Genomic DNA, 26635 nt, shown 5'->3' with positions numbered 1-26635 from the left:
ATAACGATTAACTATTGATGACTCTTTTTAACAACAACCCTCTACCCTATTTTAGCATACTTGTTTTATCTTTAATAGCTGTTTCATGCTCTAACAAAACGGATACCACTAGAGACCATCTTGTTTTTAGATATAACGAACATAAAAACATCGGTTCTTTAGATCCCGCTTTCGCGAAAGACAATGCTGACATCTGGGCCGTAAATCAATTATTTAATGGTCTGGTACAAATGGATGACAGCTTACTAGTCCAACCAAGTATAGCAAAACGTTGGACCATTTCCGAGAATGCTTTAGAGTATTCTTTTGTACTAAGAGACGATGTGTATTTTCATAAACATAGCTTATTTAAAAAAGACTCGACACGACAAGTAACAGCACATGATTTTGAATATAGTTTTAACCGTATTTTAGATCCTAATATAGCGTCCTCCGGGCGTTGGATATTTAACAAAATCTCTGATTTTAAAGCCCTAAACGATTCTGTTTTTAATATCACTTTAAAACAACCTTTCCCAGCATTTTTAGGGTTACTAACCATGAAATACTGTAGTGTTGTACCCAAGGAAATCACAGAACATTATGGTACTGATTTTAGAGCACATCCAATCGGAACAGGCCCTTTTAAGTTTAAGAGGTGGGAGGAAAACGTAAAACTAGTCTTTAGAAAAAATGAACAGTATTTTGAAACTAACGCTCAAGGCGAAAAACTGCCGTATCTAGAAGCTGTTGCTATTACCTTTTTACCTGATAAACAAAGTGAATTCATGCAATTTATTCAAGGTAACCTGGACTTTTTAAATAGCCTTGATGCCTCTTATCAAGACGAAATACTAACAACCCAAGGCGTATTAAGAGACAAATACACAGCAACAATTGACTTAATAAGAAGTCCGTATTTAAACACCGAATACCTGGCTTTTTATATGGATTCCGATGTCAATGAAGTCCAATCTGCACAAATTAGAGAAGCTGTAAACTATGGATTTGATAAACAAAAAATGATGACCTATCTACGAAATGGTATAGGCATACCTGCTACAGGCGGATTTATCCCTAAAGGTTTACCAGGCTATAACGCCTCCATTGGTTACACCTATCAACCTGAAAAAGCCAAACAACTAATTGCAGAATATAAAGAACAATCCGGTAATGTAAGTCCGAAAATCACAATTACAACCACAAGTAATTATCTTAATTTTTGCGAATATATTCAACGCGAATTAACCAAAATCGGCTTAACAGTTGCAATCGATGTATTACCGCCTTCTAGTTTAAAAGAAGGAAAAGCAAATGGTAAATTGAATGTCTTTAGAGCAAGTTGGATTGCAGATTATCCAGATGCACAAAATTATTTATCTCTTTTTTATTCGGATAACTTTGCACCTAATGGCCCAAATTATACGCACTTCTCAAATCCTAAATTTGACGACTGGTACAAGCAAGCATTTATAGAAACAGATGAATTAGAACGGTTAAAGCTATACACTAAAATGGATAGTTTGGTATTAAAAAACACCCCAATAGTTCCTTTATATTACGATGAAGTCATTCGGTTTAAACAAAAAAACGTGATTGGATTAGGTAGCAATCCTACAAATCTGTTAGAACTTAAACGTGTGAGTAAAACAAATTAAATTTTCACAAAATTGTTTTGATAATCTTCTCTTACAATTGTTTTCTCACTAGTTAAACCAACAACTACAAAGTACTGAAATAGCCCATAAAATAACATCACGATGATCTCATGAAACGGAAGTCCTGGATTATAAAATGATTCTAATCCTCCTGCCGTATCAGAAATAATACTACACAGAAAAGCGATCATTATCAGATAAAAACTCTTCTTGTTTACTGCATCCTTTCTTAAAATAACAAACAAACCCAGTAGCATCGCAGTAAATAAGTAAATAATAGAGGGCATAAAGAAACGACCAAGATTATCATAAATATATAATATAATGATAACCGTATAAGCAAATACAACAATAAAAAAGGGCAGCAAACTCGACATTTTAAAATCGTTTTGATGTGAAAAGCGTTTACTATACAATAGCTTTCCTATACTAAATGATAGCATTCCTAAAATATATAAAATAGGCGTTTCATACAATAACAAAAGTATATCTCCAATCCAAAAAAACAACAAACCCAAAATATAAAATTTATCCTTTGTTTGCTTTTGATGATTATTAGAAGAAAAGTATAAAAAAACCATTATAATAATTAAGCTTTTAGAAAAATATCTAAAATAAATGGGATTGTCGCTAGTTTTAAAATATAGATCTATTCCTAGAACTAAAAAAAAAGAGAGAGAAAGATATAGTTTCTTTTTAAAGAATAAAGGCATTTGAAGGAGACACTAATTAGTTATTTATCGTTCTTAGGGTACAAGATAACACTATTTTCTGTAAGCTTCTTATTTTCAAATAATACTCCAATTATAATTAAATACTGTCCTAAAGCATAACAAAACATTATTAAAAAATCTTGATACAAAACATCACCATAAAACGTTTTGATAACCATAGTTGTCTCAGAAAAAAGAAAAACACCAACGCCTAGCATAACAATATAATAACTTTTATTATTGACCACTCCTTTTCTTATAAAAGCAAAAAGGATCATTATTAATGAAATGAAAAAATAAAGCGTAACTGGTATAAAATATAGTTTTAGATTATGATAAATAAAATCATAAACAACAGCTAAAAACATAAAACAAACTATAAAAAAAGGAATCAGACGCTTAATACTAAAATCCTCTTTATGTTTAAATCTCAAAGTGTAACAGACCTTTCCTGCTACAAATAAAATCATACTTGCAACAAACCTAATCGTATTTGTATGGTCTATTATTAATATATCGCCAATAAAAAAGAGAATAAATCCATAATACAAATAGTTAGAGGTCTTATTATTTTTATCATAACAATAGTACCTTGTAAAAAGTAAAAGCCCTCCTAATACTATAGTCTTTGTTATATATCTATAAGGAATATCAGACATATTTATCTTTGTATAAATATCTACTAACAACAATAGAAAATATAAAATCGAAAAGTACTTAATTTCCTTAGGCATACTCATATTTTATACAACAGAATTTTCCATGTTAGTTACTGATTTCGTTTCTTTCAAGACTCCTAGTATTATTAAGTATTGAGATAAGCAATAAAAAAACATGATTGTTATTTTATTATAGGCTATTTCTGGATCGTAAAACATCTTTAAGATATCTAAACTATCTGCTATCATAGAAGCAACGACACCAAAAATAACAAACCAAAAACTTTCAGAATTTACTTCATTCTTTCTTAAATAAGCAAATTGCATTAGCATCATTACCACGAATAAATAAAGCAGTAAAGGAATAAAAAACAAACCTAATTGATTATAAACCAATGTCATTATAATACTCATATAACAAAAGCAAAATAATAAAAAAGGAATAAGTTTAGTTATTTTAAAGTCTTTATTATTAAAAAATCGCACAGAATAACAAACTTTAGCGATTATAAATAAGAATGCTGCAACTAAAAAATGTATCATATTACCACGATTACCCGCAATAAAAAACAAATCTCCAACTGCAAAACAACATAACGCGGTTACTATTAATTTTTTCTTACCAGAATCCTCTTGAGTGTTATTTAATAAATAGAAAATTAACAAACTAAAACTTAACAACGTTTTAGAAATATACCGGAAGGATGACAGCTCCTGATTATTCTTTAAAAAAGAATCCACTAAATATAGAATAAGATATAATATAGAGAATTTAAGGATATTTTTAAAAATTAATTTCATTACAGATTTTTATTGAATCTAATATAAAAGTTAAAAATAACAAAAAACAACCTACTCTTAAGTTTAAAATACCGACCAACCAACCTCTATTTACGATTTCCTGTATTTTTTGGTATCCTCAAAAACCTGTGTTAAAATAGCTTCATCTTGAGTTGAAAATTCTATTCCTCTTCTAGCCATCACGACTTTTGCAACCTCAAAAGCTTTAGATGCTAAATAGGTTGTAAAACCTGAAGCGCCACCCCAACTATAACTCGGTACAAAATTTCTAGGAAATCCGCTACCAAACACATTCGCATTAACCCCTATAACGGTTCCAGTATTAAACATCGTGTTTATACCACACTTACTGTGATCACCCATCATTAAACCACAAAACTGTAATCCCGTTTTTGCAAAGCGTTCTGTTTCGTAATCCCAAAGCTTAACCTCCACATAATTATTTTTAAGGTTAGAATTATTAGTATCAGCACCTAAATTACACCATTCTCCAATAACCGAATTCCCTAAAAATCCATCATGTCCTTTATTTGAATATCCAAATAAAACCGAATTATTAACTTCTCCTCCAACTTTACTATGTGGTCCAACCGTCGTTGGTCCGTATATTTTTGTTCCTAGTTTTAAAGTAGCATTATCACACAAGGCTAAAGGACCTCTAACAAGACTTCCTTCCATGATTTCGGCTTTTTTACCAATATAAATTGGACCCGCACTTGCATTTAATGTTGCAAACTCAAGTTTAGCACCTTCTTCTAAAAAAATATTCTCTGGCGCAATTACATTATTACTTGCCGGAATAGGTTGAGATTTTCGGCCGTCCGTTAGTAAGTCAAAATCTTGCTGAATAACTTCTCCATTTTTAGAAAATATATCCCAAGTATGTTCTATTTTGGTAATATCATTATCAAACTCTATAGCTTCGTAAGTCTCAAAATCAACCTCTTCTTGTGTATCTGTAGTATAAAAAGCAATCACATCTTCACCTTTAAATATGGCTTGATTTGACTTCAATCCTATAATTAACTCTACCAACTCGCTATTAGGTAAGTAAGATGCGTTAAGCATCACGTTTTCTTCCAACTCTACCATTGGATATTTATCCGACAAATAATCTTCCGTAACCGTAGTAGTTGTAGTATCAAGATATAATTCCCACTTTTCTCGGATTGTTAAAATACCAACTCTAATATCTGCAACTGGCCTAGTATATGTAAAAGGGAGTAATTGATTACGTACTGTTCCGTCAAAAAGGATATAATTCATCTTTCAAGTTAAAAATTAAAAGCCATAGAGTCAAGCATTTCGCTCTGCGTCTAAAACTGTAAGGGTTATAATATCAAAAGTAAAGTAATTAGTAAAAATAAAAAAGCCTTTCATCAAATGAAAGGCTTTTAAAATATAATATTCGCTTCGTTTATTTTTTAAACTTTGCGTATTTTGTTTTGAATTTATCAATACGACCAGCGGTATCAATTAATTTAGACTTACCTGTATAAAATGGGTGAGACGTTCTAGAAATTTCCATTTTTATTACTGGATATTCAACACCGTCAACTTCTAAAGTTTCGCTTGTGTTTGCAGTAGACTTTGTTAAAAACACGTCATCGTTTGACATGTCTTTAAATGCTACCATTCTATAATTTTCTGGATGTATACCTTTTTTCATCGCTAAATGCTTTTTTATCTTAACTAAATTCGAGGTGCAAATTTAAGTGTTTTTTACAAACTAACAACATATTTTCGAAAAAACTTTTATAGTTATTTTTTGTAACGTTTTGTTGTACTTTTATACTAACAATTAATTAACTAATTTAAATATTAAAAAAAAATGGAAAACGAAAACATGCCGATTAAACCTGTTGCTACTAATTATGGTGTTTACTATGCACTTTTTTCTATAGCTATAATTGTAATATTATATGCTACAAATATGCAAAAAAATCTTGTAATTGGTACTGTAAACATACTTGGTACGGTAGCAGTGTTTGTTTTAGCAATTATAGAGTATAAAAAAACAAACAATAATTATCTAACATTGGGACAAGCCATAAAAGTAGGATTGGGTACTGCCGCTATTGGAGGTATACTAATAGCACTTTATACGTACATCCATTACACGTATCTACAACCTGAATTTATTGAGGCTATGAGAGAAGTACAAATAGTACAATTACAAAAACAAGCTGATAACATGACTTCTGAAGATGCAGACTTAGCAATGAGTATGCTTGATACTTTCAGCTCTCCTGGTTTTATAAGTACAGTAAGTCTTATAGGATCACTAATTTTTGGATTAATCGTTTCTTTAATAGCAGGATTGGTACTTAAAAGCGAATAATAATTTTATCTTTGAAAATATATTTCAAATTAAATTATGGACATATCAGTAGTCATACCACTACTTAACGAAGAAGACTCTTTAACAGAATTACACCATTGGATTGCAAATGTCATGCAATCCAATGGTTTTTCTTATGAAATACTTTTTATAGACGACGGTAGTACCGATCTATCTTGGCAAACCATAGAAGGACTTCAACTAAAGGATAAAAACGTTAAAGGAATACGATTCTTAAAAAACTTTGGGAAATCTCAAGCGTTACATGCTGGTTTTGCTGAAGCAAAAGGTGATGTTATTATTACAATGGATGCCGACTTGCAAGATAATCCTGAAGAAATCCCAGAACTATATAACATGATTACCAAACAAGGCTTTGATTTGGTATCTGGTTGGAAAAAGAAACGTTTTGATAACAAAATAACCAAAAATTTACCATCAAAATTATTTAATTGGGCAGCACGTAAAACTTCTGGAGTCCAACTAAACGATTTTAATTGTGGCTTAAAAGCCTACCATATTAATGTTGTAAAAAATATTGATGTTAATGGGGAAATGCATAGATACATTCCCGTATTAGCAAAAAATGCTGGCTTCTTAAAAATTGGAGAAAAAGTAGTACAACATCAAGCTAGAAAGTATGGCGAAACCAAATTTGGTATGGACCGCTTTATTAATGGTTTTCTAGACCTAATTACCATTTGGTTTTTGTCAAGATTTGCTAAACGTCCCATGCATTTATTTGGCGCACTTGGTGTTATTATGTTTGGTATAGGTTTAATGTTTGCCATGTATTTAGGAATAGATAAATTATTTTTTAATACAGCTGGTAGACTAATCACACAGAGACCTCCATTTTACCTAGCATTAGTCACCATGATTTTGGGCTCTCAGTTTTTTATTGCTGGTTTTTTAGGCGAAATAATTTTACGTCAAAGAACTGAAACAAAACGATATTTAATAAAAGAATCCCTAAATTTAGAAGCCCAAGCTATTAAATAACAGCTTCTTAAATATTAACCTTTTTGCAATTCAGTATTTTTGCAATCAATACTTATAACAATGAGACACATAGATCCAGAACTTTTAGAAAGAGTCAATACTTGGCTAACACCAGCTTTTGATAAAGACACACAAGATTATATAAAAAACCTTATTGCGGTAGAACCTACAGAGCTTAAAGAAAGTTTTTATAAAAACTTAGAGTTTGGTACTGGTGGTATGCGTGGTGTTATGGGTATCGGGACCAACAGAATAAACAAATATACTTTAGGTAAAAACACACAAGGAATTAGCAATTATATGCACCAAGTTTTTCCTGGAGAAACACTTAAAGTCGCCATTGCTTTTGACTGTAGACATAATAGTAAGAGTTTAGCAAAAGTTGTAGCCGATGTCTTTTCTGCCAATAACATCAAAGTTTATTTATTTGAAGACCTACGCCCTACTCCAGAGTTATCGTTTGCTTTAAAACATTTAGGATGCCACTGTGGTATTGTACTAACAGCATCACATAACCCACCAGAATATAATGGTTATAAAGTGTATTGGCAAGATGGCGGACAATTAGTACCACCACAAGATGCTGAAATTATTAACCTAATTAATGCGCTTGATTATGCCGAAATTAAATTTGAAGCCAAACCAGAATTAATTGAATATATAGGCGAAGCTGTAGATAACGTATTTATTGACGCAGCAGTAAAAAACGGAAGTTTTGACACGCCTCAAAAAGATAAAGACAAATTAAATGTTGTATTTACATCGTTACACGGGACGTCAATTACCACTATTCCAGAAACTTTTAAACGTGCTGGATACAAAAATGTCCATATTGTAGAAGAGCAACGTGAGCCTAATGGCGATTTCCCAACAGTAAAATCTCCAAACCCAGAAGAACCTGAAGCACTGAAAATGGCTTTAGATTTAGCTGAAAAAGTTGAAGGAGACATTGTTATTGGAACAGATCCTGACAGTGACAGAGTTGGTGTTGCTGTAAGAGGTCTTGATAATAAAATGATTTTATTAAACGGAAATCAAACTATGGTCATGATGACCGAGTTTTTATTACAACAATGGAAAAGTAATAACAAGATAAATGACAATCAATTTATAGGAAGCACCATAGTATCTACTCCAATGATGTCTGCTTTGGCAGATGCCTTTAACGTAGAATGTAAAATTGGTTTGACCGGATTTAAATGGATTGCGAAAATGATTAAAGACTTTCCTAACCAAGAGTTTATTGGTGGTGGAGAGGAAAGTTTTGGTTTTATGGTGGGAGACTTTGTAAGAGACAAAGATGCTGTAACCTCTGCTTTACTTGCTTGTGAAATTGCAGCTCAAGCCAAAGCAAAAGGCAGTTCTTTTTATAAAGAATTAATACAACTTTACACTAAACATGGTTTTTATAAGGAGCGATTGATATCAACCACTAAAAAAGGTATTGAAGGTGCGCAAGAAATCAAACAAATGATGATTGATGCTAGAGAAAATCCTTTAACAACTGTTAATGGCTCTAAAGTCATAAAAATTGAAGACTACCAATTATCCGAAGCAAAAAACACACTAGACAATACAACAACTGTAATAGACGTCCCTAAATCTAATGTTTTAATTTACTATACAGAAGATGGTAGTAAAATTGCATTAAGACCAAGTGGTACAGAACCAAAAATAAAATTCTATATCAGCGTTAACACCACTTTAGACAATGTGTCAGAATTTGAAGCTACGGAACAGAAATTGGAAAGTAAGATTGATGCTATATTAAAAGATATGCAGCTAAACTAAATGAAAAAAATAATACATCAACTTTTACCATTTATAAAAAAATTTAAAAAGCACGTCGTTTTAAATGTGATTTTTAATATTTTAAATGCGCTATTTACAACACTTTCTTTTGTAGCATTAATACCTATGCTTAATGTGTTATTTGACAAAACTAACCGGGTCACTAAAGAACCTGTTTTTAAAGATTTAGGTAGTTTATTCGATTATTTAAATAATTTACTTAATTACAAAGTAAGCTCTTATTTAGATAATGGTAATGAACAAATGGCATTAGTTATTGTAATTGCAATAGTTATTTCGACATTCTTTCTTAAAAATCTATTTGGATATTTAGCGAATCAACACGTTATGTATTTAAAAAATGGCGTTTTAACAGCAGTAAGAAATGATATGTTTGATAACATTATTAAACTTCCGCTAAGTTTTTACTCTAAAAGACGAAAAGGAGATGTCATGGCAAGAATATTAGGTGACATTGGAGAAATGCAAAACTCTCTATTTATTGTTTTTGAATTGATTGTTAGAGAACCTCTGAATATTATTTTTGCAATAGGAACAATGTTCTACATAAATTGGCAGTTATCTATTTTCGTTTTAATTTTTATTCCAACTGCTGGATTTGTAATTTCCAGAATAGGAAAAAAGCTAAAAAGCCAATCTTTAACTGCACAACAGGAGTCTGGTAGATTAATTTCTATTGTTGAAGAAACGCTAACAGGATTAAAAATTGTAAAAGGCTATAATGCTGAACCGGTTTTTCGAAAGAATTTTAAAGATTCAACAAATCGATTACTAAAATTATCTAATAGTATTGGTCTTAAAAACAACCTTGCCGGACCTGTTAGTGAAGTATTAGGAATAGTAACCATAGCAATATTATTATGGTATGGAGGTAAATTAGTGTTAATAGACAAAGCTATTGAAGGGACTACCTTTATAGGTTTTATGCTACTTGCGTATGGTATATTAACACCTGCTAAAGCTATTAGCAAAGCCTCTTATCGCGTCAAAAATGGAATTGCTGCGGCTGATCGTGTCTTTGAAATTTTGCATGAAGAAGACTCCTTACCGGATCTCCCCAACGCTACTGTTTTAAATGGCTTTAAAAACGAATTAACCGTTAATAATATATCATTTAAATATGATGATAATTATGTCTTAAAAAACTTTAGTATTAATGTCCCGAAAGGAAAAACCATAGCACTTGTAGGACAATCTGGTAGCGGAAAAAGCACTATCGCAAACCTTGTAACACGCTTCTACGATGTTAATGAAGGTACTATTACTATTGATGGTAATAACATAAAAGAGGTTACAAAAAAATCATTACGAAGCCAGATGGGCTTAGTAACACAAGATTCTATTTTATTTAACGATACTATTAAAAATAATATTTTAATAGGGAAACAAGATGCTACTGACGACGAAATAATGGAAGCCTTGAAAATAGCTAATGCTTGGGAATTTGTTAGCGAACTACCAAACGGAATAGAAACGAACGTTGGTGATGCAGGTAACAACTTTTCTGGTGGACAAAAACAACGATTAAGTATTGCCAGAGCAGTTCTTAAAAATCCTCCAATTATGATTTTGGATGAAGCTACCTCAGCTTTAGACACAGAAAGTGAACGTTTGGTGCAAGTTGCTTTAGAAAATATGATGAAAAACAGAACCTCTATTGTAATCGCGCATAGGCTTTCGACTATTCAAAATGCAGATGAAATAATAGTTATGCAAAAAGGAGAAATTGTAGAACAAGGCACACATACAGAACTCTTAAATAAAGATGGCATGTATAAAAGGCTTGTAGAAATGCAAAGCTTTGAATAATATATAAACAGAATAAATCAAAAAAGGATAAACATGAGTTTATCCTTTTTTTATACATAGTTAGATTTGGGGCTAACAACATAAATATTCTTATGGCACAAATTTAATATATATATTATTCGTAAACAAGTAAATCACGCTTTTAATCGATAAAAATAAACTCTTTATCGGTAATTAACAGAATAAACGCATTAAAAAGAAGGGTTTGCACAATTTATTAAATACTATGTTTTTTAATTAAACTATTAATCTATTTTAGAGTCTAAGTTTATGTATGTCGGACAACGAAACCATTTTAATAAAGCAACTACAATCTGATAAAGATAAAAATGCTGCTTTTAAAACTCTAATAACACGCTATAAAGAGCGGTTATATTGGCACATCAGACATATTGTAAAGTCTCATGACGATGCGGACGATGTATTACAGAATACTTTTATTAAAGTCTTCAAGAACATTAATAAATTTAACGGAGACAGTCAATTATATTCTTGGATTTACAGAATCGCAACTAATGAATCTTTAACACACTTAAAAAGAAATTCAAAACTAAAAAACATTAATAATGAAGAGGTTCAGGATCTATTAATTAATAATTTAGAATCTGACGTTTATTTTGAAGGAGAGGCTATTCAGTTAAAATTACAAAAAGCAATAGCGACGCTTCCAGAAAAACAACAATTAGTGTTTAATATGAAATATTTTCAGGATTTAAAATATAGCGAATTATCCGAAATATTAGAGACCAGCGAAGGTGCACTTAAAGCATCTTATCATATAGCCTCTAAAAAAATTGAAACATATTTAAAAGCAAATTAAACCATTTAAGATTTTGATAGTCTTACTAGTACAATGAAAAAAGAAAACTTAAATACAATTAATACTTCTGGATTTAAAGTCCCAAAAAACTATTTTGAAGGATTAGAAGATGCTATTCTAACACAAACACTATTAGAGACGCACACTAAAGTTTCAGGTTTTAAAACTCCAGAAAATTACTTTGACACGCTCGATTCTGCTATCTTATCTAAAATAGATAAACCAGAACCAAAAGTATTTAACCTATTTAGCAAAAAAACAATATTATCTATATCAAGTGCTGCTGCAGCAATCGTTTTATTATTTAATTTAAATTTATTTAAAACAACACCAACTTTAGACGCCTTAGATACGGTAACAGTAGAAAACTATATTTTAGATGAAATAGAGATTAATGATCTTAACTTATTAATTGGTGATTCTGAATTATCACAAACCGATTTTATTACTTATGATTTAATAGAAATCGATGACTATATAGACGATATAGACTTAAACGACTTATATCAAGACTAAAAAAACACGACAATGAAAACACCTCTTATAACATTATTTGTCTTACTCCTATCTTTTAGTGCTATCGCGCAAAAAGACAAAGCAAAACAGCATGAAAAATTAAAAGCATTAAAAGTTGCACATATCACAGAGCAATTAGACTTTACACCTAAGGAAGCTGAGGCCTTTTGGCCTATTTACAATAAGTTTGATGAAGAAAAACACATCTTACGAGATGTGTCTCAAGCTAAAAGAAACAATATTGATGTTAAGAAATTAACCGATAGTGAAGCTAAAGCTTTAATAAAAGACATGCAAGACTTGGAAGAAGCCAAAGTTAAGAGCTATAAAGTATATATAGACAAACTCTCCCAAATAATAAGTTATAAAAAAATAGTCTTATTATTTAATGCAGAACGCTCCTTTAAAAGAAAAATGATTGAAGAGTTTAGAGGTAGGCATAAAGACAATAAGAAATAAAAAAAAGAAGCCAATTGGCTTCTTTTTTTTGCTCTGATTTAACTTCTTTTAGTTTTACATCATTTGATAATAATAATAATAATAATAATGTAATTCTGAAATAAATTCAGAATGACGCTGTTTATACTATTAAAAACAGTCTATTTAAAAGTTAATTTACTAATTTTCTTATTACCTGCTGCATACGCTGTAGTCTCATTTATAAACCTAAGCGTATAATACCCATCATCGCTTAAATGCGTCCAAGTATTACCAGCATCACTACTGTAATCAATACCCTTAAAACCAATAGCCACTAATTGCTGCGCATTACTATTTGGCACGTATTGCACACAACTTCTGTAACCAGGTCCAGAGCCATCAGACATAATTTGCCACGTTTTTCCGCCATCAGTAGTCTTTATTTTATTAGCCAAATTAGCATCTGCTTTAGTATAATCTCCCCCTACAGCAAAGCCATTATTTTCATCATAAAAATCTAGACTATAGATCCCTGTTGTTTCAAGACCTTGTATCATTGGTGTATCAAAGACCTCCCAACTACTTCCTTTATCAGGAGAATATAAAATACGACTAGCCTTACCACCTGTGGCTACCCAAGTTTTATCGCCTACAATAGCTATATTAGTATCACTTGCAGCAAATGCAGCTTCACCCTCTTTTGCTTTTGGTAAAACATCACACGATAGTTTTGTCCAAGTTTTTCCTCTATCTCTAGTAATAATAACACTTAAACAATCGTCTGTAGGATCTCCGATCGCAATACCTTCACTGTCATTCCAAAACTCCATAGAATCATAAAATGCTTTCTCATGATTTTCTTGATACACCACCGTATTTTTATGCAAATCAACATCCAAATTAAAGACTAATGCAGGTGACCCAATGCTTAATCCAAAACCTTTATTATCCGTAACAGCTAATGCTCTAAAGTTTGGAATAATTGTATCATGTTTTATTTGAATGGGAAACGTGTTTTTAATGGCATTAAACTCTGACGCATCATTATGGAAATACATACCAAATTTACCCTTTGAGGTTAAATAAGCTAAGCCAATAGTATCAATAATTTCAATAGCTCTAACATTAAGTGCTTCATCTTCTATTAACGTTGCAATAGCGACATTAGTAAAGGTGGTTTTTATTGACTTTGGTACCGTTTTATACTTACCAACACCACAACTTCCTAATCCTATTATTAGCGAAAGACTAAAAACAAGGTATATTACTTTTTTCATAAGTTTTAATATTTCTATAAAAATAGAAAAGCTCCACCATTACAGCGAAGCTTTTCAAAAAAAATAATCAACCAAAATTATTTATCTTCAATTTCTAAAGTTTTAATATCTGCAATTAATTGTTGTACAGCAGTTTTATTTAAACCATTATATATTCCTCTGATGTGTTTATCCTTATCGATTAACACAAAGTTTTCAGTATGTAAAAAATCATCATCTGTCTTTTCTCCTCCCAAATCTTCTTCAACAAAATAAGATTGACGGCCTAGATCATAAATTTGTTTTCGATCTCCAGTTACTAAATGCCATTTATTAGAAATTACCCCTTTACCTTCTGCGTAATGTTTTAATGTTGACACAGAATCTTTTACTGGTGTTACTGAATGAGACAATAATAAAACCTCAGCATCATGCTTAAATGCCTCTTGTAAAACAGACATGTTTTCTGTCATTTTTGGACAAATCCCAGGACATGATGTAAAAAAGAAGTCTGTAACATAAATTTTATTCTCAAACGTCTTCTCTGTTACTTTTTGACCATCTTGGTTCGTTAAATTAAACTCAGGTATTTTATGGAATGTACTTAAAGCTTCACTTTTACTATCCAACCAATGCGGTGTAAAACTAGCATCACTATAGTAAGGAAGACCATCTACCCTACTACTTTTCTCTTCTACTTGCTCTTTACAACTTAACACGATAAGAGTAATTAGCGCTATAATTATTAGGTTATATTTTTTCATCTTGTACTATTTCTTCTTCTAATTGAAAACATAAATTGGCTCTTTTTAATCCAAAAATACGCCCGTTTTTGGCTTCATAATTATTGTAAATTTTACCATTACGACGCCATGCTTGTTGCATACCTTCTTCCCTACCGTTTACAATGGTCATCTGTTTAAATTTTTCGCCAGAAAGATACCATTGTTTTTGAACCCCATTTGCGATCCCGTTTACAAAAATAGACTCTGACCTTAAATTACTATTAGACCACCAAGATTTAGAAATACCGTTTAATTTTCCTTTGACATAAAAAGCTTCAAAGCTTAATAACCCATCTTGAAACCACTTTTTAAAAGCCCCTTCTTTTTCTCCATTTTTATAAGCGACTGTTTCTGCTTTAATACCGTTTGGATAATATAAAACCGAAATTCCATTAAAAGGCTTGTCTTGATAATACACAAGCCCTATATTTTGTTTAAAGACTAATTTAGACTTAGGGATTACGATTTCAGAAATTTCAATTTGAGCACTATTTACCACGTCTTTTTTAACTGCTTTTTCTTGACAACTAAAAAAGATTATAAAACTGAATAAAAAACAGCTTTTATTGAATATTGCTTGGAGTTCCTTGATAGTCACCTGGGAATAATATATAGTATGCGTTTAAATATAATTCGTTTTCAATATGGTAATGGTACTCTGCAGTTGTTGTATGTTGCGTTGTACTTGTATGCCCTCCTGATACATCTAAATCTGTAGGGTAAGTTCCTGTTGCGTTACATTTACGTCCATAAAGAAAAAAACCATCGGCTATAATACCTATTAATTCTTCGTCATCATTAGACCAAGCTTTAGGCTCTAAATGGTAATGGTAACTTTGCGGCCCTGTATGTGCTGCTGTATAATCTAAAGAACCAACTGCGTCATCTAAAGGCACATTGGGTCCTTCTTCATCATTATAAATTACAGCTCCAGATATTGATATTCCAATGGCACCTAATCCTGTTGCTGTAGAGCTACTTGCTAGTTGTGGATCTGCAGATACTGTTAATGAATATGAACCGTTAAAATCGTCAATATTCCCAGGTGCCATTTGATCGTAACTTGTTACTGTCGGCTCTACCCACAACGCGTGATTTGAGCTAGAAACAGTAGTCATTGTTTCTCCTTCAGGACCAACTAAACTTCTTGACACTGTATTTGACCAATATGGAGATGTATGATCAGGTAACCCATTAGTTTGTATGGTTACATTTGAACCACTTAATGCTATTGACGTGTTAGTTGTACTAAACTCGTTAAAAGCAGCATGTAATGTTGCAGTAGTCCCTTCTGAGTCTGTATCTGTATCTGTACTAGATGAGGCATCATCATCACTACATGATACAAAGACTGTACATGCGGTTAATATTAAAAAAGATAATTTAAATACGTTTTTCATTTTATATAGTTATTAGTGATTTATGTTCTTTTAGATGCGTGTTATAAAAATAACTTGCGCTTTTTTTATAAATTAATTTCTTCCGCCTTGAGAAGGCCCTCTTCGCGGTCCTTGATCTCCACCTTTTGACGATTTTTGCAACTCTTCTTTAGTAATAAAACCATTTGAATTGGCGTCTATTTTAGAGAAGTCTTCTTTTAAAGCGCCTTTAACTTCCTTTAATGAAAGTTTACCATCCTTATTAGCATCCATTTGTTCTATTATTTGAGCTGAATCAGGACGATCACCTTGTCCATTTGGTGGCCCTTGTTGTTCTGCTTCAACTTCCCCCATAACGCAACGCCCAACATAAGGAAACTGGCTAGTCACTAAATACATATACTTGCCAGCTACAGTAATACCATTACACTCATCTAAATCTCCATAACCAGCGACATACTCGTAATCTGAGCCATATGTCCCGTCATGATGACCACCAACAGAAATATTCATATGTTGTTTTGGATTGTCATAAGTACAATCTTCTCCCGCTCTTGTCCCATCTAATAATTTAAAACTTGGTTTGTATTGTCCACTTTTAGAATAGTACATAGGAAAACCATCATGTGCAAATCCAATATGAACTAAATCTTGCCCACTATCAAATTTAGAAATCATTGATGTTGGTGTTCCATGATAATGATACGCTCCGGTAGGTTGTACGTGTGCATGGTTAAAATCTAAACCAAGATCTATAACATCTTGAATAGCCTCGACACGATAATTTTCTCCTGTGTCACAAACAACAACCTCAGCAGTTTGAGGTTCAAATTTAATCCCGTTTAAAGCAACTCCTGGTTCTCTCATCCATTGTGCTTTTCCTGTATACTTTGGCGTAACCGGAAATTTATAAGTGATGTCTTGCGATGCTATAGTGTTAGGATTTCCTGGATTTGGAAAAGTTCCTGTTTTATGATTTGGTAATGAATTAGTCACCATGATACGTACATCTCCATCAATAGTTACTTTAGTCTTAGTCCCAAAGGCACTATCTTCTAAATCATAGTTCCCATAATAATTATTAGTTGATGCAACCACGTGATCTGTATCATGCGAATGATTTTCTGAACCATCATGACTATGCGTTGTTGTCTTTTTTTGACTATTACAACCAAACAAAAGTCCTACTAAAACAAAACTTATTATTTTAAATTGATTTTTCATAATTTACTACGCTATAGTTAAACATTATTCTCTTTTTTTACGATCTGGCTTATCGCCAGCGTCCTTATTAAAAAAAGATTTCAATTCTTCTATGTCAAGCTCACCATCATTATTAGTATCAATTTCACTAAAATGCTCCATTAATATAAGTTCACTTTTAGCAGCGATCTCTAATTCATTTAATGTGCCATCTCCATTGTCATCAACTTCTTTAAGTATTTTTTTAGCTGAAATCTTTTTAGGTTTTCTAGTGTCCAATGACGCTTTAAGTTCATCTAAATCTATGACGCCATCTTCATTAGTATCAATAACATCAAAATCCTCCGCTATTTTTCCCATTTTATCATTTGATGCTTCGTCTTTGTCTAAAACCTCATCCTTATTTGTGTCTAATTTTGAAAGGATCTCCGATGCATCCGGTTTACCACCTCGATCTTGGCCTTTTCCGCCACCTCTTCCGCCTCGACCACCGCCGCCCGAATGTCCTTGAGCAAATACGCTAAAACATAATAGCATTGAAAAAATAGTTACTGTTGTTTTAAGATTCTGTTTCATTTTGGTTTGATTTTTTTATATAATTATTTGTAACGATTACTACCGGAATCAGAAAAAGAACAAACAGATAACTTTTATTAATTTTTTCCTTTTTTAATACCGCTTTATTATCACTAAATTCTAGTGCGACTTTATAGTTATTTTCTTTATTTAAAATAACTCTGCTTGTTTTATTATCTATAACAATTGAAAACACGGATTGATGCTGATTATTTTCTTTAAAAGCGTCAATCTGCACATCCAAAGTATTGATGTGTTTAGGAAAAATATCTATAATAAATTTCAAATCAGTTTCATGGTTTCCTAATTTTATCCCGCCTTCTAAAAGCTTAATTTTAACCCCATTTACAATTAAATTAAAATTATCTTTTATATACCCAATTGCTTTTTGTTTATAATCCGTTGCTGATAGTGTTTCCAGATTCAAATCACTAAAATGTTTTTTTAGAGCTTCATTTAAACCGTTTTGACTTAAACTGATATTTAATATATTAATATCTTGGTTCAGCTCTAAATAATACATTGCTGACAATGGATTATGCGCCTTAACCGCTGTAACCACGGTGAATAACATTAGCAGTATAATGATTTTTGTTTTCATAATTTATTGGAATGAAAAACTATTAATCGCGGCGACACCTTTTAAACATTTTGGTACATTAGGCGCGTCTGTTGTACTTGCTACATAATGATAAACACCATCAGGATATTCTGTAGTACTTCCAGTAATACCGCCACACTCATCTAAATCAGAAGGTTCTACTTGATAAGCATAAATTGGAAATCCGTCTTTAGCAAAACCTATTAACTGACTTCCTGACACTTGGTTAATTAATGTACAAGCAACATCATCTATACCGTTAGCTTCTAAAACTTGATTCATTACTTCTGGCACAAAATGCCAATGGTAATAACCTGCAGGATCATGATGACCACCACAAGGATCTAAAGAAGGAATATTACCACCAGAGATCCCAGGAACACCGGGACCATTAACTACAGATGGTGGATCTCCATTAATTGGCACGCCATCTAAAGACAAACCAACCAATTCTACCGTATCAATCACATTGTTACTTGATGCTAAAACTGGCGTCGCTGGAATTAAAAAAGTTAGCAATAAATTATTATTAGGAGCAGCTTCTAAACAATACGCAAAATCTGGATTTGTAGCTCCAGAATTGAAATCATCGATATGTATATCGCCATTATCATCCACAATATCATAGCCATCAGCTTCCATTGCATTAAACAAACTAGCTTTCATGACTTGAAATCCCGCATTTGTCGCGCCGTCATAAATCCCTAATCCTCCAACATTATCAATAGTCGTTGGGCAATATGGACCATTTTCTACCGGATTACTGGTAAACACTAATTGATAACAGTCTCCTTGCGAGCCATCTTCCAATGTACAATCGACTTTCTCATAAGATACCAGTGATGTCGCATTAAAAAAAGATTCTTGGATTATATCGTCACTTTGATCTTCTGCACCTATACTATCACTATCATCACTGCTACAGCTAATAAAAGAAAATACAACCGATACTATTAATCCAAAAATTAGAGTTTTATTTTTCATATTGTATTTTTTTTGAGATTACTGCTTTTAATAAAAACCCTAAACCTAAAACCATTAATAAAGCAGCAAGTATTAAAGGAGAAAAGAAGCTAGCTTCATTTACTGTTACGACAACAAACTTATTATCCTTACTCGCTAACTTTAGTCTATGATTATTTTTTTTATTTAAAACAAAATGCTCTTTATTAAAGCCATCTTTTAAGAGGACTAAAGCACTTTTATTATTATAAATATCTTTAAATGCTGTGTTTTGAACAGAAACAGTCTTTATAACTGAAGGCACTCCAAGTATTTCATAAACCACTTTTGTTTCATGCCCTAATTTGACAATACCCTTACTAAGTGTAATGTTTTGGTTATCGTTAAATGTAATTACCAAATTATTTTTAATGTGTTCTAAGACCATTTCCTGAAATTCTACTGGAGTTTTATATTCAGAAAAATGTGTTCTGACTTCTTTTTGAAATGCTGTTAAAGACGCACTAATTTGTAGTACCCAAACGTTATTTTCGTTTTGAACCAACATAGTCGTAGAAACTTCTGGCTGATGCGCTTTCGCTGAAACACCAATCAGTAAAAAAAGAATTAATATAAATTTATTTAGCATAATTATATGTTTTAACTCAAAGCGTTGAAACTATTCGCTTACGGCGTAAGCTCCTTTTAACCCATTGATAAAATTATTATTACCAGCTTCATCTACATGATAATGGTATCCCCTGGTGTCATCTGTATGACCTCTTAACTCGTCTAAATCTGAAGGCAAGTTACCAGCTTCATCTTCTAACTCAAAAATACCATGACCATCTAAAGCATAACCTATTAAAGCAGAGTGACCATCGTCTTGCACTATTTTAGTACTAAACCCTGTAGCTGCATGATAGTGATATCCTTGATTTACGTTAATATGTCCACCTGCATCATCAAAAGGTGCTAATGTATATGCTGCAAGAATATTATCTGTAGGTGCCGGTGCAGAAAACTCTATACCATTTAATGCTAGCCCACGTGTTGATGGCACTTCGTCTACAGGTTCTCCACCAGGTCCTCCAGGTCCTCCTGCGCCGCCTGCTGTAGCAAATAGTACCGCTTCATCCTGAAGTACTGGAGTAATAGGTATTAACCATGTTTGTGTTAAATCCGCGATGTAAGACGGAAGACACTCTACACAAAAATTCGCATACTCCTCGCCTACATTTGGATTTGCTGCATTAATACAATCATCTTCTGTTGCCGTAACATAAACATCTCCATTGGCATCATACATCATCCAATTATCGTCATTATAAAAAGTGGCAAGGTTTTCTATAAAAGCACCATCGACATCGTAAACAGTCCCACCTTCTAACCAAATCCCACCATTGTCTGCGGTATCACTTATATTATCCGGACACCAAGGCCCCATGGCATGATCTGAAGGCGCACTACTAGTTACAATTTGATAACAATCTGTTATTGTACCATCTGATAATGTACAAGGCACTGTAGTAATAATAACAGAACCACTATCTGTAGTAAAGTAAGTTGCATCCACTGTCACCACCTGAGAATCTGTATCTGTATCTGTATCTGTATCTGTATCTGTTGCACTAGTATTATCATCGCTACTGCAAGAAATAAAACTGATACCAATTACTATTAGAGCAGAGATTAAAGCCCCCTTAATTAATGTGTTTTTCATGCTATTTATTACTTTTAAATTGTTTTTATTAAATTGAATTACTATTTAGATGACTTATCTAAACAAAACTTGCGCTTGTAAAGCACTTTATCTTTAATTATCTATCTCCTTATTTAGTTTATAAGACATGGTCTGCGTTTTTACTCTTAAAATCTTACTATTAAGCAGTTGATTTTCCGTCTGCAAAAGTCTATCTACCAGGGCATTTTGATAGGCTCGACTATTTAAAAGATTCATATAATTAGAGGTTCTAGTAAACGTTTTAGTTTTTTTATAACTTAAACCTCGCTCCGATATAATATCTATTAAGGATATGTGAGATTCGATAGCTGGTTGTAAGCGATTAATAATTATGTTTTCGATTTTGTTTTCTTGACTTTCAAAACTATCAAGTTCATTTGGATAGGAAGCAATTAGATCTTTTAATAAAACACTTTCTATAAACTCAAATTTATTAGTACTATTAATCGAGTTTACTGCCCCATTATGAAGTTGAGTTGGTTTATAATTAACTTCTAGAATACCTTTTTTAATTTTATCCGTTAATTGTTCTTTCTCTAAACCAATACTTTTAATAGTCTGATTAATATTTTTTACATCTAAGGTATATCTATCAATCGACGAGTCTAAAAGTGTCAGATTAGCATCTAATTCTTCATTTAAGGTTTGGTATATTTTTAGTTCTACAATCCTGTTTTTTCTTATTTCATTCATACTATTAATCTTCCACGCTATTAATATCCCAATAACAATTAATAGTATCTCTCCAAAGGCATAAATCATATAGCTTTTTATTTTTCCTGAGAAGACTAATGAAAGTCTAATTTTCCTGAATACTTTCATTATTAATTATGTTTTAAAAGTTATAAACTGTCTTTGTTTAAAGAGAAAAAGCTTCATGAGTTTTACCTCATGAAGCCTTTAACTACCAATCAACCAAAACTTATCATTCTATATTTAATTTAAATAATCGCTTACTGCTGCTGCTCGAGATGTGACGTGTGTATTTAACTCGTTAACGGCATTTTGAAAGTCTGAACTATTTTCTAAAAAGCTATATCCGGCAACTTCCGATGTTGCATAAGGCTCAATTAAAGCTGCATAAGTTGCATATTGAGATTGCATTGTACTGACACTAAAAGCATCATCCACCACTTCTTGTACATATGTATCATATTGCGTTTTATATACTACATCTTGATATAAATAGCCAATTAATGGCCATTCTGAACTATTTAATCCAGAAAAGTCTAATGGTAACGACCCTCCCATTTTTCCTAACTCTAAGGCTTCATTATTATCCCAAGGAATCCATGTTAATTTACTCGTATCAGGATTATTATATAAAAAATAATTATGTGTCATTCTACCATACGTATCCCAATTTTGAACCACTGTATTTACTGCTAAGTATTTTAAAAACACATCCGTATCTAATACAGCATCAAGGTTTGTTCTCCAAGTCTCAGGATCCGATGTTCTAGATCCATCATTTACGATAGCTAACAAACTAGCCACATCATTAAAATCACCTTCATCTTCGTTTGTTTTTTTAACGTATTCACTTTCATTATAAGATCCCAATGCAAAACTAGCGGCATCACCATCTGGCTTGTATAAATTACCATCGTCATCAGAAAACTGTGTATCTAAAACCGTATCATCCACTTCTTCTACCATAGTGTACACTCCAAAATACTGTGGTCCATCTCCATGATCCACATACACAGTATAAAATGCGGTATGTGATGCTACTAACCCTGCATTTCTAAAAACATCTGTAGCTACTTTTTCGCGTAACATAGACTTGTCATCAAAATTATTTTTAAGACTTAATTTTTTAAAGCCATAAAAACGTTGGTTATCTATTTGTGGATAATCATCTTCAAACTCGTCAAAATCTAATTTAAGAGATAGTTTCAAAATCCCATTTTGCCAACTCGTTTGCAAGCTAGAATTCCCTTTAAATCTAACACCTACGCGATACCATTCTTTACCATTATAAAATACTTCTGCAGGTACAAAAATTGGATCTTCATCAGTTTCGGTTAAGCCGCCACCTCCACCTCCAGCTCCAAATGCTCCGTAAAGATTTGTCATATCATCCAGCATACTTTGCCAGCGTGCTTCTGTAACAACAATATCCAATCGCTTGACTGCATTATCTTCAAAAACTTCATCAAAATTGGGATCCGCATCTTTACTATGCGTTTCTGCTGTCCAATCTGTTGTTTCAAAATCAGAATCGTCAGTATCTACAACCACTTCACCTTCTTCTGTTGTTGTTACGACATCATCATCGTTATTACAAGAACTAAAGGTTACTAACGTTATACTAAATACTACTGCGACTACTAATAGATTTAATTTGTTTTTTATGTATTTCATATTGTCTTTGGTGTAATGGTTATAGTAAAAAATTAGTTACGTGATTTTCTTTCTGGTTTAGGCGCTTTTTTAAATTCGGCTTCAGAAATAAACCCATCCTCATCTGTATCAATTTTATCAAAATCATTCTTTAAAGGTCCTTTGATTTCTGATTTAGATAATTTACCATCCTCGTCCTTATCCATTTCTTCTAATAACTGGCTAAATGTTGGTGGTTCTTTTTTCTGCCTATCATTAGATTGTGCGTTAACACCATTTACACTTAAAACTGTTAATCCAAAAACTAATACTGCTGTACTTAATATGTTCTTTTTCATATCTAAATAATTTATTTGTTATGTCTATTTAGATGTCTGATTTCAAAATAACTTGTGCTGAGTTATGTTAAACAAAACACAAAAAAAAGACCTTCATTTTACAGAAGGTCTTTTAATAAACAGTTAATATTTTACTTTATTCTGGTCTTCCTGGATGTTCTGGACCACGCATATCAAACCGTCGTGATTTTTTTATAATACTTTTAAACTGCTCTTTTTGATTATCATCACACAACTGATAAATATCTCTTAGTCTTTTAAATAACTCATTCTCCCTTAAAATAACTTTACCTGCTATCGCTGTCGTTAAATTATTTATGTCCTGTTGATTTACAGAAGCAGCACTAATATTATTAAACAATTGATCTTTTAATGATCTTATTTCATCTCCTACAGCACGCATCACCGCGTAATGTTTAGTTTCTAAACTCTTAAACTGCTCTAACTGCTTGTCGTTAAACTTTAATTCTGTAGCAATAAAATTACCCGACTCCTTTCGGCCATTAAGACCAGGGCGTCCAATATAATTGAATAGAAAAAAAACATTCATTATAATTAAAACAATTAATAAGAGATATAGAACTGTATTTTTTTTCATGACTATAGATTAAATAATGAAGATTCTGATGTTGTATCTAAACCGTAGTCCGTAGCAAAACTAGAAATAGATTGATTATACTCTGTGTTTTTTAGTTGTTTTACAGCATATATATTAATAGCTATAACACACACTAATGTTGCCAATTGAAACTGTGGTGTAAACCAATTCCTTGTTTTTGGCACTACTTCTTTTTCAGAAAATAAACGCTGCATTGTCTTGTCTTTAAAAAACGGAGACACATTAACCTGCGCTATATTTTCTGAGACCTTAACCGTCTGGCCTATTTTATCTTGTATGTTTGTATTTGTTTTCATAATTCTTAGTTTTAGATGTTTTATTTCCAAAAAACTTGCGTCTAATTATGGTTTTTATAAAATTCTTTTAAAATAATTTGTAAATTCTTTTTAGCTCTAAACAATAAAGACTCAATAGAACCGATACTCTTTTGTGTTATTTCGCTTATTTCTTTATAGCTTTTATCATCAATTTTATTTAATGTAAAAACAATACGCTGTGTTTTTGGTAGTTTATTAATGGCTAAAAACAGGGTTTCACTAGTTTCTTTTTGCTCCATGACTAATCCCGGATGATTAATCTCAGTAAAATAACTGGCTTTATCTAAATTATAATCGTTTCCTGATAGGGATTGTAAAAAGGCAAAACGCTTCTTAGCTTTTCCTTTCCTAATAAACTCTAAACATTTATTGGTTGCTATTCTATAAATCCAAGTAGACAATTTAGACTGTCCTTTAAATTTATTTATAGAATTAAAAACCTCTACAAACACCTCCTGCGCAATATCCTCTGCATCCTGTTTATTAGGCACAAACGACAAGCACGTCCCAAACACCTTTTGCTGGAAATCGTCCAAGAGCTTACCATAGGCAGCACTGGTTTGGTTTTTAAGTTGTTCTATAAATTCGGTTTCGGTCAAAAAAAGCAATTATTGTGTTAACTATATTTAGATGCATTAGTAAAAAAAAACTTGCGTTTATTTTTAAAATATTTTTTCAAAAGGTAAAACTATATATCTTAATACAAAAAAGCATCAAAAATTAGTGTTATTTAAGTAACTTTGCACGTTATTAAATACAAAAAAATGCGCTTACACAAAAATTTATGCTTTGCAACAGTTGATGGTTTATTATTAATCTTTAACGAAGGTCATTATGCTGATAAAGTTGTACAACAATTACTTAAACGTGACAAACGTTGGGGAAGTCGTGACAGAGGTTTTGTTGCAGAAACTACTTACGATATAGTACGTTGGAAACGTCTTTATGCAGAAATTGCTGAAGTAAAAGAACCATTTAACAGAGACGAAATCTGGCGTATGTTTGCGGTTTGGGCTACTTTAAAAGGAATTACGCTTCCAGACTGGAAGTATTTTGAAAATACACCAACAAGAAAAATTAAAGGTCGTTTTGACGAGTTATCTAAAACTAGAAAGATTAAAGAATCTTTTCCAGATTGGATGGATGCGTTAGCCGAAAAAGAATTAGGTGATAAAGTTTGGTCTAAAGAAGCAACTGCTTTAAACCAACAAGCTGATGTTGTTTTGAGAGTTAATACCCTTAAAACGACTAAAGAGAAATTAAAAGAAGAATTATTCGATTTAGATATTGAAACTGAAGAAGTACCAAAGCATGTTAACGCTTTAAAACTTGTTGAGCGTGCCAATGTATTTACAACGGACATGTTCCAAAAAGGACATTTTGAAGTTCAAGATGGATCGTCTCAGTTAGTTGCAGAATATTTAGATGTACAACCTGGTATGCGTGTGGTTGATACTTGTGCTGGTGCTGGTGGTAAAACACTACACCTTGCATCCATAATGGAAAATAAAGGTCAAATTATAGCTTTAGATATCTACGCTAATAAATTAAAAGAACTAAAGCGTCGTGCAAAAAGAGCTGGCGCACATAATATCGAGCCAAGACATATTGACTCTACAAAGGTGATTAAAAAATTATACGATCAAGCGGATCGTGTATTAATTGATGCACCCTGTTCTGGATTAGGTGTTTTAAGACGCAACCCTGATGCGAAATGGAAAATGCAACCTGAATTTATCGAAAAAATCAAGGAAACACAAGCCGAAATTTTAAATAGCTACTCTAGAATGGTTAAATCTGGTGGTAAATTAGTGTATGCGACATGCTCTATCTTACCTTCTGAAAATCAAGAACAAGTCGCTAAATTCTTAGCTTCTGAAAACGGAAAAGAATTTTCTTTAGTAAAAGACAAGAAAATTTTATCACATCAATCTGGCTTTGATGGCTTTTATATGGCTTTATTAGAAAGGAAATAACAACAATTAAACACAACTACTAC

30 protein-coding genes are annotated in these 26635 nt (G+C 32.0%); 9 read left to right on the top strand and 21 right to left on the bottom strand.

All coding sequences use genetic code 11. The annotated features are described in order from the left end of the window. Positions 1 to 17: 17 nt before the first annotated feature. The gene (locus E9099_RS12660; RefSeq protein WP_136583929.1) at positions 18 to 1637 is read left to right on the top strand and encodes an ABC transporter substrate-binding protein; all 1620 of its coding nucleotides are present in this window, start codon (positions 18 to 20) and stop codon (positions 1635 to 1637) included. Here the strand turns inward: E9099_RS12660 and E9099_RS12655 are convergent. The 5 genes from E9099_RS12655 to E9099_RS12635 form a co-directional block, all read right to left on the bottom strand. Continuing rightward, positions 1634 to 2350, bottom strand: a complete 717-nt coding sequence (locus tag E9099_RS12655) for a lysoplasmalogenase (protein WP_136583928.1) — start codon at positions 2348 to 2350, stop codon at positions 1634 to 1636. The genes E9099_RS12660 and E9099_RS12655 overlap by 4 nt on opposite strands. Positions 2351 to 2370: 20 nt before the next feature. Then, on the bottom strand, positions 2371 to 3039 hold the full coding sequence (locus tag E9099_RS12650; protein ID WP_168800748.1) for a lysoplasmalogenase: 669 nt from the start codon (positions 3037 to 3039) through the stop codon (positions 2371 to 2373). 54 nt (positions 3040 to 3093) lie between these two features. Next, positions 3094 to 3810 (bottom strand): lysoplasmalogenase family protein, encoded by a 717-nt coding sequence (locus tag E9099_RS12645; protein ID WP_136583926.1) that lies wholly within the window; start codon positions 3808 to 3810, stop codon positions 3094 to 3096. Between the two features lie 90 nt (positions 3811 to 3900). Further along, positions 3901 to 5076 (bottom strand): GlmU family protein, encoded by a 1176-nt coding sequence (locus tag E9099_RS12640; RefSeq protein ID WP_136583925.1) that lies wholly within the window; start codon positions 5074 to 5076, stop codon positions 3901 to 3903. Positions 5077 to 5227: 151 nt separating this feature from the next. After that, entirely contained in the window at positions 5228 to 5479 is a 252-nt protein-coding gene (locus E9099_RS12635; protein WP_090839648.1) for a type B 50S ribosomal protein L31, read from the bottom strand. A gap of 162 nt (positions 5480 to 5641) precedes the next feature. Between E9099_RS12635 and E9099_RS12630 the strand changes: the two genes are divergently transcribed. The 7 genes from E9099_RS12630 (at position 5642) to E9099_RS12600 (ending at position 12569) form a co-directional block, all read left to right on the top strand. Next, entirely contained in the window at positions 5642 to 6151 is a 510-nt protein-coding gene (locus E9099_RS12630; protein WP_136583924.1) for a DUF4199 domain-containing protein, read from the top strand. Between the two features lie 36 nt (positions 6152 to 6187). Continuing rightward, positions 6188 to 7153 carry a glycosyltransferase family 2 protein gene (locus tag E9099_RS12625; RefSeq protein ID WP_136583923.1) on the top strand — a complete coding sequence of 322 codons (966 nt, stop codon included), beginning with the start codon at positions 6188 to 6190 and terminating at the stop codon, positions 7151 to 7153. Positions 7154 to 7213: 60 nt separating this feature from the next. Continuing rightward, positions 7214 to 8944: a phospho-sugar mutase gene (locus E9099_RS12620; protein ID WP_136583922.1), complete on the top strand. Its 1731-nt coding sequence runs from the start codon at positions 7214 to 7216 to the stop codon at positions 8942 to 8944. Next, positions 8945 to 10774 carry an ABC transporter ATP-binding protein gene (locus E9099_RS12615; RefSeq protein ID WP_136583921.1) on the top strand — a complete coding sequence of 610 codons (1830 nt, stop codon included), beginning with the start codon at positions 8945 to 8947 and terminating at the stop codon, positions 10772 to 10774. A gap of 274 nt (positions 10775 to 11048) precedes the next feature. Beyond that, on the top strand, positions 11049 to 11594 hold the full coding sequence (locus E9099_RS12610) for an RNA polymerase sigma factor (RefSeq protein ID WP_136583920.1): 546 nt from the start codon (positions 11049 to 11051) through the stop codon (positions 11592 to 11594). A gap of 33 nt (positions 11595 to 11627) precedes the next feature. After that, positions 11628 to 12110: a hypothetical protein gene (locus E9099_RS12605; RefSeq protein ID WP_136583919.1), complete on the top strand. Its 483-nt coding sequence runs from the start codon at positions 11628 to 11630 to the stop codon at positions 12108 to 12110. 12 nt (positions 12111 to 12122) lie between these two features. Further along, complete coding sequence (locus E9099_RS12600; protein WP_136583918.1) at positions 12123 to 12569, top strand: sensor of ECF-type sigma factor; 447 nt, start codon at positions 12123 to 12125, stop codon at positions 12567 to 12569. 140 nt (positions 12570 to 12709) lie between these two features. Here the strand turns inward: E9099_RS12600 and E9099_RS12595 are convergent, their stop codons facing one another. The 16 genes from E9099_RS12595 to E9099_RS12520 all read right to left on the bottom strand — a co-directional run bounded on the left by E9099_RS12595 (position 12710) and on the right by E9099_RS12520 (position 25235). Next, complete coding sequence (locus E9099_RS12595) at positions 12710 to 13807, bottom strand: WD40/YVTN/BNR-like repeat-containing protein (RefSeq protein ID WP_136583917.1); 1098 nt, start codon at positions 13805 to 13807, stop codon at positions 12710 to 12712. Between the two features lie 77 nt (positions 13808 to 13884). After that, entirely contained in the window at positions 13885 to 14550 is a 666-nt protein-coding gene (locus E9099_RS12590) for an SCO family protein (RefSeq protein ID WP_136583916.1), read from the bottom strand. Beyond that, positions 14537 to 15070 (bottom strand): toxin-antitoxin system YwqK family antitoxin, encoded by a 534-nt coding sequence (locus E9099_RS12585; RefSeq protein WP_240788896.1) that lies wholly within the window; start codon positions 15068 to 15070, stop codon positions 14537 to 14539. The genes E9099_RS12590 and E9099_RS12585 overlap by 14 nt, the downstream gene beginning before the upstream one ends. A gap of 64 nt (positions 15071 to 15134) precedes the next feature. Next, positions 15135 to 15971, bottom strand: coding sequence for a YHYH protein (locus E9099_RS12580; protein ID WP_136583915.1), 837 nt, complete (start codon positions 15969 to 15971; stop codon positions 15135 to 15137). 72 nt (positions 15972 to 16043) lie between these two features. After that, positions 16044 to 17174, bottom strand: a complete 1131-nt coding sequence (locus tag E9099_RS12575) for a YHYH protein (protein ID WP_136583914.1) — start codon at positions 17172 to 17174, stop codon at positions 16044 to 16046. A gap of 24 nt (positions 17175 to 17198) precedes the next feature. Further along, the gene (locus E9099_RS12570) at positions 17199 to 17729 is read right to left on the bottom strand and encodes an EF-hand domain-containing protein (protein ID WP_136583913.1); all 531 of its coding nucleotides are present in this window, start codon (positions 17727 to 17729) and stop codon (positions 17199 to 17201) included. Next, positions 17713 to 18330 carry a hypothetical protein gene (locus tag E9099_RS12565; protein WP_136583912.1) on the bottom strand — a complete coding sequence of 206 codons (618 nt, stop codon included), beginning with the start codon at positions 18328 to 18330 and terminating at the stop codon, positions 17713 to 17715. The genes E9099_RS12570 and E9099_RS12565 overlap by 17 nt, the downstream gene beginning before the upstream one ends. A 3-nt stretch (positions 18331 to 18333) precedes the next feature. Further along, positions 18334 to 19314 carry a YHYH protein gene (locus E9099_RS12560; protein WP_136583911.1) on the bottom strand — a complete coding sequence of 327 codons (981 nt, stop codon included), beginning with the start codon at positions 19312 to 19314 and terminating at the stop codon, positions 18334 to 18336. Continuing rightward, positions 19304 to 19921, bottom strand: coding sequence for a hypothetical protein (locus E9099_RS12555; RefSeq protein ID WP_136583910.1), 618 nt, complete (start codon positions 19919 to 19921; stop codon positions 19304 to 19306). The genes E9099_RS12560 and E9099_RS12555 overlap by 11 nt, the downstream gene beginning before the upstream one ends. A 30-nt stretch (positions 19922 to 19951) precedes the next feature. Beyond that, complete coding sequence (locus E9099_RS12550) at positions 19952 to 20995, bottom strand: YHYH protein (RefSeq protein ID WP_136583909.1); 1044 nt, start codon at positions 20993 to 20995, stop codon at positions 19952 to 19954. A 93-nt stretch (positions 20996 to 21088) separates the two neighbouring features. Next, positions 21089 to 21838 (bottom strand): hypothetical protein, encoded by a 750-nt coding sequence (locus E9099_RS12545; protein ID WP_136583908.1) that lies wholly within the window; start codon positions 21836 to 21838, stop codon positions 21089 to 21091. Positions 21839 to 21952: 114 nt separating this feature from the next. Further along, complete coding sequence (locus tag E9099_RS12540; protein WP_136583907.1) at positions 21953 to 23383, bottom strand: CotH kinase family protein; 1431 nt, start codon at positions 23381 to 23383, stop codon at positions 21953 to 21955. Positions 23384 to 23415: 32 nt separating this feature from the next. Then, complete coding sequence (locus tag E9099_RS12535; protein WP_136583906.1) at positions 23416 to 23700, bottom strand: EF-hand domain-containing protein; 285 nt, start codon at positions 23698 to 23700, stop codon at positions 23416 to 23418. 136 nt (positions 23701 to 23836) lie between these two features. After that, positions 23837 to 24298 carry a Spy/CpxP family protein refolding chaperone gene (locus E9099_RS12530; protein WP_136583905.1) on the bottom strand — a complete coding sequence of 154 codons (462 nt, stop codon included), beginning with the start codon at positions 24296 to 24298 and terminating at the stop codon, positions 23837 to 23839. A gap of 2 nt (positions 24299 to 24300) precedes the next feature. Further along, positions 24301 to 24615, bottom strand: a complete 315-nt coding sequence (locus E9099_RS12525; protein ID WP_136583904.1) for a hypothetical protein — start codon at positions 24613 to 24615, stop codon at positions 24301 to 24303. A gap of 41 nt (positions 24616 to 24656) precedes the next feature. Beyond that, positions 24657 to 25235, bottom strand: a complete 579-nt coding sequence (locus E9099_RS12520) for an RNA polymerase sigma factor (protein WP_136583903.1) — start codon at positions 25233 to 25235, stop codon at positions 24657 to 24659. Positions 25236 to 25400: 165 nt separating this feature from the next. Here E9099_RS12520 and E9099_RS12515 point away from each other — a divergent pair, with 165 nt between their 5' ends. Further along, positions 25401 to 26612, top strand: coding sequence for an RsmB/NOP family class I SAM-dependent RNA methyltransferase (locus tag E9099_RS12515; protein ID WP_136583902.1), 1212 nt, complete (start codon positions 25401 to 25403; stop codon positions 26610 to 26612). The last annotated feature ends 23 nt before the right edge of the window (positions 26613 to 26635 follow it).

Source organism: Psychroserpens sp. NJDZ02 (assembly GCF_004843725.1).
GTDB lineage: Bacteria > Bacteroidota > Bacteroidia > Flavobacteriales > Flavobacteriaceae > Olleya.
This window is presented reverse-complemented; position numbering and strand designations above follow the sequence as displayed.

Coding starts and splice junctions, on each gene's coding strand:
- E9099_RS12625 (WP_136583923.1), top strand. CDS start 6,188: ATGGACATATCAGTAGTCATACCACTACTTAACGAAGAAGACTCTTTA.
- E9099_RS12640 (WP_136583925.1), bottom strand. CDS start 5,076: ATGAATTATATCCTTTTTGACGGAACAGTACGTAATCAATTACTCCCT.
- E9099_RS12610 (WP_136583920.1), top strand. CDS start 11,049: ATGTCGGACAACGAAACCATTTTAATAAAGCAACTACAATCTGATAAA.
- E9099_RS12595 (WP_136583917.1), bottom strand. CDS start 13,807: ATGAAAAAAGTAATATACCTTGTTTTTAGTCTTTCGCTAATAATAGGA.
- E9099_RS12630 (WP_136583924.1), top strand. CDS start 5,642: ATGGAAAACGAAAACATGCCGATTAAACCTGTTGCTACTAATTATGGT.
- E9099_RS12590 (WP_136583916.1), bottom strand. CDS start 14,550: ATGAAAAAATATAACCTAATAATTATAGCGCTAATTACTCTTATCGTG.
- E9099_RS12635 (WP_090839648.1), bottom strand. CDS start 5,479: ATGAAAAAAGGTATACATCCAGAAAATTATAGAATGGTAGCATTTAAA.
- E9099_RS12555 (WP_136583910.1), bottom strand. CDS start 19,921: ATGCTAAATAAATTTATATTAATTCTTTTTTTACTGATTGGTGTTTCA.
- E9099_RS12655 (WP_136583928.1), bottom strand. CDS start 2,350: ATGCCTTTATTCTTTAAAAAGAAACTATATCTTTCTCTCTCTTTTTTT.
- E9099_RS12540 (WP_136583907.1), bottom strand. CDS start 23,383: ATGAAATACATAAAAAACAAATTAAATCTATTAGTAGTCGCAGTAGTA.
- E9099_RS12550 (WP_136583909.1), bottom strand. CDS start 20,995: ATGAAAAACACATTAATTAAGGGGGCTTTAATCTCTGCTCTAATAGTA.
- E9099_RS12515 (WP_136583902.1), top strand. CDS start 25,401: ATGCGCTTACACAAAAATTTATGCTTTGCAACAGTTGATGGTTTATTA.
- E9099_RS12575 (WP_136583914.1), bottom strand. CDS start 17,174: ATGAAAAATCAATTTAAAATAATAAGTTTTGTTTTAGTAGGACTTTTG.
- E9099_RS12605 (WP_136583919.1), top strand. CDS start 11,628: ATGAAAAAAGAAAACTTAAATACAATTAATACTTCTGGATTTAAAGTC.
- E9099_RS12645 (WP_136583926.1), bottom strand. CDS start 3,810: ATGAAATTAATTTTTAAAAATATCCTTAAATTCTCTATATTATATCTT.
- E9099_RS12565 (WP_136583912.1), bottom strand. CDS start 18,330: ATGAAAACAAAAATCATTATACTGCTAATGTTATTCACCGTGGTTACA.
- E9099_RS12530 (WP_136583905.1), bottom strand. CDS start 24,298: ATGAAAAAAAATACAGTTCTATATCTCTTATTAATTGTTTTAATTATA.
- E9099_RS12600 (WP_136583918.1), top strand. CDS start 12,123: ATGAAAACACCTCTTATAACATTATTTGTCTTACTCCTATCTTTTAGT.
- E9099_RS12615 (WP_136583921.1), top strand. CDS start 8,945: ATGAAAAAAATAATACATCAACTTTTACCATTTATAAAAAAATTTAAA.
- E9099_RS12660 (WP_136583929.1), top strand. CDS start 18: ATGACTCTTTTTAACAACAACCCTCTACCCTATTTTAGCATACTTGTT.
- E9099_RS12535 (WP_136583906.1), bottom strand. CDS start 23,700: ATGAAAAAGAACATATTAAGTACAGCAGTATTAGTTTTTGGATTAACA.
- E9099_RS12560 (WP_136583911.1), bottom strand. CDS start 19,314: ATGAAAAATAAAACTCTAATTTTTGGATTAATAGTATCGGTTGTATTT.
- E9099_RS12545 (WP_136583908.1), bottom strand. CDS start 21,838: ATGAAAGTATTCAGGAAAATTAGACTTTCATTAGTCTTCTCAGGAAAA.
- E9099_RS12570 (WP_136583913.1), bottom strand. CDS start 17,729: ATGAAACAGAATCTTAAAACAACAGTAACTATTTTTTCAATGCTATTA.
- E9099_RS12620 (WP_136583922.1), top strand. CDS start 7,214: ATGAGACACATAGATCCAGAACTTTTAGAAAGAGTCAATACTTGGCTA.
- E9099_RS12580 (WP_136583915.1), bottom strand. CDS start 15,971: ATGAAAAACGTATTTAAATTATCTTTTTTAATATTAACCGCATGTACA.
- E9099_RS12525 (WP_136583904.1), bottom strand. CDS start 24,615: ATGAAAACAAATACAAACATACAAGATAAAATAGGCCAGACGGTTAAG.